Source organism: Streptomyces sp. NPDC048002 (genome assembly GCF_040653275.1).
In the GTDB taxonomy this organism is placed as follows: domain Bacteria; phylum Actinomycetota; class Actinomycetes; order Streptomycetales; family Streptomycetaceae; genus Streptomyces.
On sequence record NZ_JBEZNL010000057.1, the window covers coordinates 33,922 to 45,080 of the forward strand.

Sequence of the window (11,159 nt, forward strand, 5' to 3'; positions counted from 1 at the left end):
ATGAAGGCCGCCGGCCCCAGGACCCCCGTATCAGACCCCATGACTTACAACCCTGAGAGGGATTGACGCATAGTGCTCGACGTCAACTTCTTCGACGAGCTCCGGATCGGTCTGGCCACCGCTGACGACATCCGTCAGTGGAGCCACGGCGAGGTCAAGAAGCCCGAGACCATCAACTACCGCACCCTGAAGCCGGAAAAGGACGGACTCTTCTGCGAGAAGATCTTCGGTCCGACCCGGGACTGGGAGTGCTACTGCGGCAAGTACAAGCGCGTCCGCTTCAAGGGCATCATCTGTGAGCGCTGCGGCGTCGAGGTGACCCGGGCCAAGGTGCGCCGTGAGCGGATGGGCCACATCGAGCTGGCCGCTCCCGTCACGCACATCTGGTACTTCAAGGGTGTCCCGAGCCGGCTGGGCTACCTGCTCGACCTGGCTCCGAAGGACCTTGAGAAGGTCATCTACTTCGCGGCGTACATGATCACGTTCGTCGACGAGGAGCGCCGTACGCGCGACCTGCCCTCCCTGGAGGCGCACGTCTCCGTGGAGCGTCAGCAGATCGAGAACCGTCGCGACGCCGACCTCGAGGCCCGCGCCAAGAAGCTCGAGACCGACCTGGCCGAGCTGGAGGCCGAGGGCGCCAAGGCCGACGTGCGCCGCAAGGTGCGCGAGGGTGCCGAGCGTGAGATGAAGCAGCTGCGCGACCGCGCGCAGCGCGAGATCGACCGCCTCGACGAGGTCTGGACCCGGTTCAAGAACCTCAAGGTCCAGGACCTGGAGGGCGACGAGCTCCTCTACCGCGAGCTGCGTGACCGCTTCGGCACGTACTTCGACGGCTCGATGGGTGCCGCGGCGCTGCAGAAGCGCCTGGAGTCCTTCGACCTCGACGAGGAGGCCGAGAAGCTCCGCGAGATCATCCGTACCGGCAAGGGCCAGAAGAAGACCCGTGCGCTCAAGCGCCTCAAGGTCGTCTCCGCGTTCCTGCAGACCAGCAACAGCCCCAAGGGCATGGTGCTCGACTGCGTGCCGGTCATCCCGCCGGACCTTCGCCCGATGGTGCAGCTGGACGGTGGCCGCTTCGCGACCTCCGACCTGAACGACCTGTACCGCCGTGTGATCAACCGCAACAACCGTCTGAAGAGGCTCCTCGACCTCGGCGCGCCCGAGATCATCGTCAACAACGAGAAGCGCATGCTTCAGGAGGCCGTTGACGCCCTCTTCGACAACGGTCGTCGTGGTCGCCCGGTCACCGGTCCCGGTAACCGCCCGCTGAAGTCCCTCAGCGACATGCTGAAGGGCAAGCAGGGTCGATTCCGTCAGAACCTGCTCGGCAAGCGTGTGGACTACTCCGCGCGTTCCGTGATCGTCGTCGGTCCGCAGCTCAAGCTGCACCAGTGCGGTCTGCCGAAGGCGATGGCGCTGGAGCTCTTCAAGCCGTTCGTGATGAAGCGCCTGGTCGACCTGAACCACGCGCAGAACATCAAGAGCGCCAAGCGCATGGTGGAGCGCGGCCGCACGGTCGTGTACGACGTCCTCGAAGAGGTCATCGCCGAGCACCCGGTGCTGCTGAACCGTGCTCCCACCCTGCACCGCCTCGGCATCCAGGCCTTCGAGCCGCAGCTGGTCGAGGGCAAGGCCATCCAGATCCACCCGCTCGTCTGCACCGCCTTCAACGCGGACTTCGACGGTGACCAGATGGCCGTGCACCTGCCGCTCTCCGCGGAGGCGCAGGCCGAGGCCCGCATCCTGATGCTGTCCTCGAACAACATCCTCAAGCCCGCCGACGGCCGTCCGGTGACGATGCCGACCCAGGACATGGTCCTCGGTCTGTTCTTCCTCACCACCGACGGCGAGCTGCGTGACACCAAGGGCGAGGGCCGTTCCTTCGGCTCCACGGCCGAGGCGATCATGGCGTTCGACGCCGGCGAGCTGGCGCTTCAGTCGCAGATCGACATCCGCTTCCCGGTGGGCACCATCCCGCCGCGCGGCTGGACCCCGCCGGTGCGCGAGGAGGGCGAGCCGGAGTGGCAGCAGGGTGACAGCTTCCGTCTGAAGACCACGCTCGGCCGTGCGCTCTTCAACGAGCTGCTGCCCGAGGACTACCCGTTCGTCGACTACTCGGTGGGCAAGAAGCAGCTCTCCGAGATCGTCAACGACCTCGCCGAGCGCTACCCCAAGGTCATCGTGGCGGCGACGCTCGACAACCTGAAGGCGTCCGGTTTCTACTGGGCGACCCGTTCCGGTGTCACCGTCGCCATCTCCGACGTCGTCGTTCCCGAGGCGAAGAAGGAGATCGTCCGCGGCTACGAGGCGCAGGACGAGAAGGTCCAGAAGCAGTACGAGCGCGGTCTCATCACCAAGGAAGAGCGCACTCAGGAACTGATCAACATCTGGACCAAGGCGACCAACGAGGTCGCCGAGGCGATGAACGAGAACTTCCCCAAGACGAACCCCATCTTCATGATGGTTGACTCGGGTGCCCGAGGAAACATGATGCAGATGCGGCAGATCGCCGGTATGCGTGGTCTGGTGTCGAACGCCAAGAACGAGACCATCCCGCGTCCCATCAAGGCGTCCTTCCGTGAGGGCCTGTCCGTGCTGGAGTACTTCATCTCCACGCACGGTGCCCGTAAGGGTCTGGCGGACACCGCCCTGCGTACCGCCGACTCGGGTTACCTGACCCGTCGTCTGGTGGACGTCTCGCAGGACGTCATCATCCGCGAGGAGGACTGCGGCACCGACCGCGGTCTGAAGCTCGACATCGCCGAGCGCGGTGCGGACGGCGTGCTGCGCAAGGCGGACAACGTCGAGACGTCCGTGTACGCGCGCTGCCTCGCCGAGGACATCGTCGTCGACGGCAAGGTGCTGGCCCCGGCCGGTACCGACCTCGGTGACGTGCTCATCGACGAGCTGGTCAAGTACGGCGTCCAGACGGTCAAGACCCGCTCGGTCCTGACCTGCGAGTCCGCCGTCGGCACCTGCGCCATGTGCTACGGCCGCTCGCTGGCCACCGGCAAGCTGGTCGACATCGGTGAGGCGGTCGGCATCATCGCCGCCCAGTCCATCGGTGAGCCCGGTACCCAGCTGACGATGCGTACCTTCCACACCGGTGGTGTGGCCGGTGACGACATCACCCAGGGTCTGCCCCGTGTCGTCGAGCTCTTCGAGGCCCGTACCCCGAAGGGTGTCGCCCCGATCTCCGAGGCCTCCGGCCGCGTGCGGATCGAGGAGACCGAGAAGACCAAGAAGCTCGTCGTCACCCCGGACGACGGCAGCGACGAGACGGCGTTCCCGATCTCGAAGCGTGCCAAGGTCCTGGTCCGTGAGGGCGACCACGTCGAGGTGGGCCAGCAGCTCACCGTGGGTGCCACCAACCCGCACGACGTGCTGCGCATCCTGGGTCAGCGTGCCGTCCAGGTCCACCTGGTCGGCGAGGTCCAGAAGGTCTACAACTCGCAGGGTGTGTCGATCCACGACAAGCACATCGAGATCATCATCCGGCAGATGCTGCGCCGTGTGACGATCATCGAGTCCGGCGACGCCGAGCTGCTGCCCGGCGAGCTGGTCGAGCGCTCGAAGTTCGAGACCGAGAACCGTCGTGTGGTGCAGGAGGGCGGTCACCCGGCCTCCGGTCGTCCGCAGCTCATGGGTATCACCAAGGCCTCGCTGGCCACGGAGTCCTGGCTGTCGGCGGCGTCCTTCCAGGAGACGACGCGAGTCCTCACGGACGCGGCGATCAACGCCAAGTCCGACTCGCTCATCGGCCTCAAGGAGAACGTCATCATCGGTAAGCTCATCCCGGCCGGTACGGGTCTGTCCCGCTACCGCAACATCCGGGTCGAGCCGACCGAGGAGGCCAAGGCCGCGATGTACTCGGCCGTCGGCTACGACGACATCGACTACTCGCCGTTCGGCACCGGCTCCGGCCAGGCCGTTCCGCTGGAGGACTACGACTACGGTCCGTACAACCAGTAAGCGAGCGTCCGCTTGAGTCGAGGGGCGGTCACCCTGCGGGGTGGCCGCCCCTCGGCGTGTTCGGGGCGTGTCCGGGTGTCTCCGGGTGTCTGCGGGGCCGAATCCGGGTTTTATCCGGGTTCATGACCGGTGCCTGGACTGCGGGACCGGCGCATCATGGAGGGACTCCGGTCAACTGCGGGGAGGTGCTCCATGAGCCAGCCGGCGTGGCAGCCGTGGCAGCCGTGGCACGGTGGTGGGCCGCCCCAGCCGTGGGGCGGGGGTCCTGGCGGCCCGGGTGGTCCAGGGGGCGGTCATGCGGCCATGCTCGCCTCGCACGCGGACCGGGAGCGGGCCGTGGACGTGCTGCGGGCCGGGTTCGCCGAGGGGCGGCTGGAGCGGGACGAGTTCGAGAAGCGGGTGGCGCGGGCCTACGCGGCCCGGACGCTGGGCGAACTGGGGCTGCTGGTCGCGGACCTGCCCAACGGGCCCATGCCGCACGCGGCGCCCTTCGTGGCCCTGCCCCTGCCTCTGCCGCAGCGGGGGACCAACGGCAAGGCCGTCGGCGCCGGGGTGTGCGGAATGCTGTGTGTGGTCAGTTTCGGGCTCACAGGCATACCCGCGGTCATTCTGGGGCACTCGGCGCGGGCGGAGATACGGCGGACCGGTGAGGCCGGCGACGCGCTGGCGGTCACCGGGCTGGTGCTGGGCTGGATCTCGACGGCCGGCTGGGCCCTGTTCCTGACGCTGCTGATGGTCGCGGCCGCGGTGTCCGGATCGTAGATTCCAAGATCGGAATCGCCGATTCGAAGATCGAATACGGCGGGCGGTCTTGACATGACCTGTGCCGGGATGTGAGCGGGCCTCATTTGTTTTGACCGCAGCGAATGAGGTAGGTACGCTCAGACCTTGTGCCTGGGGTGTGCCCTGGCTCTCGTGCGTGCCTTCAACCGCATGGCGAGCCTCCACCGGCCACCGCAATCTGCGCCCTCTCCGCCTCGCGGCGGGAGTCCGCCGGATTCGACACACCCGACCGCGTGGGTCGGCGACGTTCCAGGTTAGCTTCACCATTCGGCACACAGAAACCGGAGAAGTAGTGCCTACGATCCAGCAGCTGGTCCGTAAGGGCCGGCAGGACAAGGTCGAGAAGAACAAGACGCCCGCACTTGAGGGTTCGCCCCAGCGTCGCGGCGTCTGCACGCGTGTGTTCACGACCACCCCGAAGAAGCCGAACTCGGCCCTGCGTAAGGTCGCGCGTGTGCGTCTGACCAGCGGGATCGAGGTCACCGCTTACATTCCGGGTGAGGGACACAACCTGCAGGAGCACTCCATCGTGCTCGTGCGTGGTGGCCGTGTGAAGGACCTGCCGGGTGTTCGCTACAAGATCATCCGCGGTTCCCTCGACACCCAGGGTGTCAAGAACCGCAAGCAGGCCCGCAGCCGCTACGGCGCCAAGAAGGAGAAGTAAGAATGCCTCGTAAGGGCCCCGCCCCGAAGCGCCCGGTCATCATCGACCCGGTCTACGGTTCTCCTCTGGTGACCTCCCTCATCAACAAGGTGCTGCTGAACGGCAAGCGCTCCACCGCCGAGCGCATCGTCTACGGCGCCATGGAGGGTCTGCGTGAGAAGACGGGCAACGACCCGATCATCACGCTGAAGCGCGCGCTGGAGAACATCAAGCCGACCCTTGAGGTCAAGTCCCGCCGTGTCGGTGGTGCGACGTACCAGGTTCCGATCGAGGTCAAGCCCGGTCGCGCCAACACGCTCGCGCTGCGCTGGCTGGTCGGCTACTCCCGCGCCCGTCGCGAGAAGACGATGACCGAGCGCCTGCTCAACGAGCTTCTCGACGCTTCGAACGGCCTCGGTGCGGCCGTCAAGAAGCGCGAGGACACCCACAAGATGGCCGAGTCCAACAAGGCCTTCGCGCACTACCGCTGGTAGTCGCTACCCCCATCGAGACCGAGAGAAGACTGAAGCCTTATGGCTACCACTTCACTTGACCTGGCCAGGGTCCGCAACATCGGGATCATGGCCCACATCGACGCGGGCAAGACGACCACCACCGAGCGGATCCTCTTCTACACCGGCGTCAGCTACAAGATCGGTGAGGTCCACGACGGCGCCGCCACCATGGACTGGATGGAGCAGGAGCAGGAGCGTGGCATCACGATCACCTCTGCTGCCACCACCTGTCACTGGCCGCTTGAGGACAACGACTACACGATCAACATCATCGACACCCCGGGACACGTCGACTTCACGGTCGAGGTGGAGCGTTCGCTCCGCGTCCTCGACGGTGCCGTCACGGTGTTCGACGGTGTCGCCGGTGTTGAGCCGCAGTCCGAGACGGTGTGGCGTCAGGCCGACCGTTACGGCGTGCCGCGCATCTGCTTCGTGAACAAGCTGGACCGTACCGGCGCCGAGTTCCACCGCTGCGTGGACATGATCTCGGACCGTCTGGGCGCCCAGCCGCTCGTCATGCAGCTCCCGATCGGTGCCGAGGCCGACTTCAAGGGCGTCGTGGACCTGGTCCGCATGAAGGCGCTCGTGTGGTCCGCCGAGGCCGCCAAGGGCGAGATGTACGACGTCGTCGACATCCCGGCCACGCACACCGAGGCTGCCGAGGAGTACCGCGGCAAGCTGATCGAGGGCGTCGCCGAGAACGACGAAGAGATCATGGAGCTGTACCTGGAGGGCCAGGAGCCCACCGAGGAGCAGCTGTACGCCGCGATCCGTCGTATCACCATCGCGTCCGGCAAGTCGAAGGACACCACGGTCACCCCGGTGTTCTGCGGCACCGCGTTCAAGAACAAGGGCGTTCAGCCCCTGCTCGACGCGGTCGTGCGCTACCTGCCGACCCCGCTCGACGTCGAGGCCATCGAGGGCCACGACGTCAAGGACCCCGAGGTCGTCGTCAAGCGCAAGCCGTCCGACGAGGAGCCCCTGTCGGCTCTGGCGTTCAAGATCATGAGCGACCCGCACCTCGGCAAGCTCACCTTCGTCCGGATCTACTCCGGTCGCCTGGAGTCCGGCACCGCCGTGCTGAACTCCGTCAAGGGCAAGAAGGAGCGCATCGGCAAGATCTACCGCATGCACGCGAACAAGCGTGAGGAGATCGAGTCGGTGGGCGCCGGCGACATCGTCGCCGTCATGGGCCTGAAGCAGACCACCACCGGTGAGACGCTGTCCGACGACAAGCAGCCGGTGATCCTGGAGTCCATGGACTTCCCGGCGCCGGTCATCCAGGTCGCCATCGAGCCCAAGTCGAAGGGCGACCAGGAGAAGCTGGGCGTCGCGATCCAGCGCCTGGCCGAGGAGGACCCGTCGTTCCAGGTCCACTCGGACGAGGAGACGGGCCAGACCATCATCGGTGGTATGGGCGAGCTGCACCTTGAGGTGCTGGTCGACCGTATGCGCCGTGAGTTCAAGGTCGAGGCCAACGTCGGCAAGCCGCAGGTCGCCTACCGCGAGACGATCCGCAAGGCCGTCGAGCGCCTCGACTACACGCACAAGAAGCAGACTGGTGGTACCGGCCAGTTCGCCAAGGTGCAGATCGCGATCGAGCCGATCGAGGGCGGCGACGCCTCGTACGAGTTCGTGAACAAGGTCACCGGTGGCCGTATCCCGAAGGAGTACATCCCTTCGGTGGACGCCGGTGCTCAGGAGGCCATGCAGTTCGGCATCCTGGCCGGCTACGAGATGACGGGCGTCCGCGTCACGCTTCTCGACGGCGGCTACCACGAGGTCGACTCCTCCGAGCTCGCGTTCAAGATCGCCGGTTCGCAGGCCTTCAAGGAGGCCGCGCGCAAGGCTTCGCCCGTGCTCCTTGAGCCGATGATGGCCGTCGAGGTCACCACGCCCGAGGACTACATGGGTGAGGTCATCGGCGACATCAACTCCCGCCGTGGCCAGATCCAGGCCATGGAGGAGCGGGCCGGTGCCCGCGTCGTGAAGGGCCTCGTGCCCCTCTCGGAGATGTTCGGCTACGTCGGCGACCTGCGCAGCAAGACGTCCGGCCGTGCGAGCTACTCCATGCAGTTCGACTCCTACGCCGAGGTTCCGCGGAACGTCGCCGAGGAGATCATCGCGAAGGCCAAGGGCGAGTAACGCACCGCGTTCACACGCTTTAGGCTTGACTCCGGAGCCTCGTGGGGCATTCCACCGCAATCGTGGTGAGAGTGCCCCCGGGCCCGGGCTTTCCAGCAAAGATCACCTGGCGCCGATGAAGCAAGGCGTTCAGAACCACTCCACAGGAGGACCCCAGTGGCGAAGGCGAAGTTCGAGCGGACTAAGCCGCACGTCAACATCGGCACCATCGGTCACATCGACCACGGTAAGACGACCCTCACGGCCGCCATTACCAAGGTGCTGCACGACGCGTTCCCGGACCTGAACGAGGCCTCGGCGTTCGACCAGATCGACAAGGCTCCTGAGGAGCGCCAGCGCGGTATCACCATCTCCATCGCGCACGTCGAGTACCAGACGGAGACCCGTCACTACGCCCACGTCGACTGCCCCGGTCACGCGGACTACATCAAGAACATGATCACGGGTGCCGCTCAGATGGACGGCGCCATCCTCGTGGTCGCCGCCACCGACGGCCCGATGCCGCAGACCAAGGAGCACGTGCTCCTGGCCCGCCAGGTCGGCGTTCCGTACATCGTCGTCGCCCTGAACAAGGCCGACATGGTGGACGACGAGGAGATCCTGGAGCTCGTCGAGCTCGAGGTCCGTGAGCTGCTCTCCGAGTACGAGTTCCCGGGCGACGACGTTCCGGTCGTCAAGGTCTCCGCGCTCAAGGCGCTCGAGGGCGACAAGGAGTGGGGCCAGTCGGTCCTGGACCTGATGTCCGCCGTCGACACCGCCATCCCGGAGCCGGAGCGCGACGTCGACAAGCCGTTCCTCATGCCCATCGAGGACGTCTTCACGATCACCGGTCGCGGTACGGTCGTCACCGGCCGTATCGAGCGTGGTGTCCTGAAGGTCAACGAGACCGTCGACATCATCGGCATCAAGACCGAGAAGACCACCACCACGGTCACCGGTATCGAGATGTTCCGCAAGCTGCTCGACGAGGGCCAGGCCGGTGAGAACGTCGGTCTGCTGCTCCGCGGCATCAAGCGCGAGGACGTCGAGCGCGGTCAGGTCATCATCAAGCCGGGCTCGGTCACCCCGCACACCGAGTTCGAGGCGCAGGCCTACATCCTGTCCAAGGACGAGGGTGGCCGCCACACGCCGTTCTTCAACAACTACCGTCCGCAGTTCTACTTCCGTACGACGGACGTGACGGGCGTTGTGACCCTCCCCGAGGGCACCGAGATGGTGATGCCGGGTGACAACACCGAGATGAAGGTGGAGCTCATCCAGCCCATCGCCATGGAAGAGGGCCTGAAGTTCGCCATCCGTGAGGGTGGCCGGACCGTGGGCGCCGGCCAGGTCACCAAGATCAACAAGTAAGTCTGTTGATTGACCTGGTAGACCCTTAGGTCTCCGGAAGGGGCCCGTACGACTTCGGTCGTGCGGGCCTTTTCGCGTTCCCGTGGAGTGAGGTGCCCCGGCCGTCCTGCAAGATCACGGAGTTGAGTACGCTGCTGCTCTTTCCGCACCGCATCACCACACGAGGTACGTATGAGATCTGGCAGACCCACGGCTGTTGCGGCCGGGCTGACGGGCGCACTCGCGCTCTCCGTGCTCAACGCCCCGGCGGCCCAGGCCAAGGACACCGGGATCACGGTGTCGAACATCGTCATCAATGACGGTGAGCCGATCGTGGTCGGCACGACCAAGGAGGTCGAGCCGTCCCTCAGCTTCAGTTTTACGCTGCCCTCCGGGTACAGCACGAGCGACCCGTTCCGGTACGACGCGCACCCCTTCCTCTACCGCGGCGATATCAGTGCCGCCGCCAACAGCGGGGACGATTACATCGGTCCGGGCGGATACACCTGCTATGAGCAGAGCTCCAAGAAGGCCGAGTGCGAGGGGAACCTGCACATCGATCCCCACCCGAGCCAGGAGCACGTCGACTCCAACAGTGACGCCACCACCTGGAAGGTCGGTGTGTCGCTGCTCCTGTTCAAGGCCAACGGCAATCTCGCTGCCGGCGAGCTGGAGAAGCGCACCGCGACCGTCCAGCTGAGGCGGGCGTCGAAGCTCACGGTGAACGCGAGCCCCGAACCGGTCACCAAGGGCAAGAAGATCACCGTCACGGGCAAGCTGACCCGCGCCAACTGGAGCACCAAGAAGTACGACGGCTACGGCGGCCGTACGGTGCGGCTTCAGTTCCGTGAGAAGGGCACCTCGACCTACAAGACCGTCAGGACGGTCACCTCCAGCGGCACCGGCTCGGTGAACGCGACGGTCACCGCGTCCGTCGACGGCTACTGGCGCTGGCTCTACAACGGCAACACGGCGACCGGCGCCACGAAGAGCGCGGTCGATTTCGTAGACGTGCGCTGAGGCTCCGGGCCATCCCTGGACCCCGTGGTTCAGCACTGGAACCGAGAGGGGCGGTTCAGCGGTCGTGCCATGGACACGTACATCCAAGTGGTCGGGGACGGGGTGTGGCTCGTCGCGGAGTGGGACGAGCGGGACGGCACGCCGCGGGAGATCGGGGTCGAGGAACCGGCTCGGGAGTGACCTCGGTGCTGGCCGCTGCGGGCTGGGCGGGCGAGCGTCGGAATCCGGCGAAGCCCTGGGCGACGACATGGCGCAAGGGCAACGCGCACGCCTGGATCCAGGGGGACGGCCCCCTGGGTGCAGGTGGAGTTCACGGTGTGGCATCGCGAGGTCGAGGGCGAGGTCGAGTGGTCCGCCCCGGATGCCTGGAGCGACGATGCCTAGGACGCTGCTTGTGCTGAACTGCCCTCCTGCGCGGCGCAGTTGGAGTCAGGATTGGCCGGACGCCTGGAGTTCGCCGACGAGGGCCTGACCGGCGGCGCCGACTACATCGAGCACACGGCCTGGCGAGTGAACGACAAGGTTCTCCTCGTCGGGGTCAAGCACGATGGCACCGAGACGCCGGTGCAGTTGGTCGTGGTGCTGCGCGCGTTCTCCGCGGACCTGGGAAGTGGTGACGACGGGGAGTGGCTCTGACGGAGCATTCACCTTCTTCCTTCGCCTCGAACTGGCGTGCCTTGTATGTTCACTTGTGCATACGGGTGTTGTTGAGGTGCGCGTGACGGGGGTTGCGGTATGGCGGGGCATCGGCC

Annotated in this window: 8 protein-coding genes; all 8 read left to right on the forward strand. The window is 66.1% G+C overall.

Annotation, left to right across the window (positions count from 1 at the left end):
* Positions 1-72: 72 nt before the first annotated feature.
* The 8 genes from AB0E07_RS37510 (at position 73) to AB0E07_RS37545 (ending at position 11,043) form a co-directional block, all read left to right on the forward strand.
* Entirely contained in the window at positions 73-3,972 is a 3,900-nt protein-coding gene (locus AB0E07_RS37510) for a DNA-directed RNA polymerase subunit beta' (RefSeq protein ID WP_362262237.1), read from the forward strand.
* A gap of 192 nt (positions 3,973-4,164) precedes the next feature.
* The gene (locus AB0E07_RS37515; RefSeq protein WP_362262240.1) at positions 4,165-4,734 is read left to right on the forward strand and encodes a DUF1707 and DUF4190 domain-containing protein; all 570 of its coding nucleotides are present in this window, start codon (positions 4,165-4,167) and stop codon (positions 4,732-4,734) included.
* Between the two features lie 313 nt (positions 4,735-5,047).
* Positions 5,048-5,419, forward strand: coding sequence for a 30S ribosomal protein S12 (rpsL, locus tag AB0E07_RS37520; RefSeq protein WP_003948652.1), 372 nt, complete (start codon positions 5,048-5,050; stop codon positions 5,417-5,419).
* 2 nt (positions 5,420-5,421) lie between these two features.
* Positions 5,422-5,892, forward strand: coding sequence for a 30S ribosomal protein S7 (gene rpsG / locus AB0E07_RS37525; protein ID WP_003992340.1), 471 nt, complete (start codon positions 5,422-5,424; stop codon positions 5,890-5,892).
* A gap of 39 nt (positions 5,893-5,931) precedes the next feature.
* Entirely contained in the window at positions 5,932-8,058 is a 2,127-nt protein-coding gene (fusA, locus tag AB0E07_RS37530; RefSeq protein WP_362262243.1) for an elongation factor G, read from the forward strand.
* Positions 8,059-8,214: 156 nt separating this feature from the next.
* Complete coding sequence (gene tuf / locus AB0E07_RS37535; RefSeq protein ID WP_361265053.1) at positions 8,215-9,408, forward strand: elongation factor Tu; 1,194 nt, start codon at positions 8,215-8,217, stop codon at positions 9,406-9,408.
* Positions 9,409-9,579: 171 nt separating this feature from the next.
* Positions 9,580-10,407, forward strand: coding sequence for a hypothetical protein (locus AB0E07_RS37540; RefSeq protein WP_362262247.1), 828 nt, complete (start codon positions 9,580-9,582; stop codon positions 10,405-10,407).
* A gap of 435 nt (positions 10,408-10,842) precedes the next feature.
* A complete protein-coding gene (locus AB0E07_RS37545; protein ID WP_362262250.1) occupies positions 10,843-11,043 on the forward strand; it encodes a hypothetical protein in 201 nt (66 codons plus the stop codon).
* The last annotated feature ends 116 nt before the right edge of the window (positions 11,044-11,159 follow it).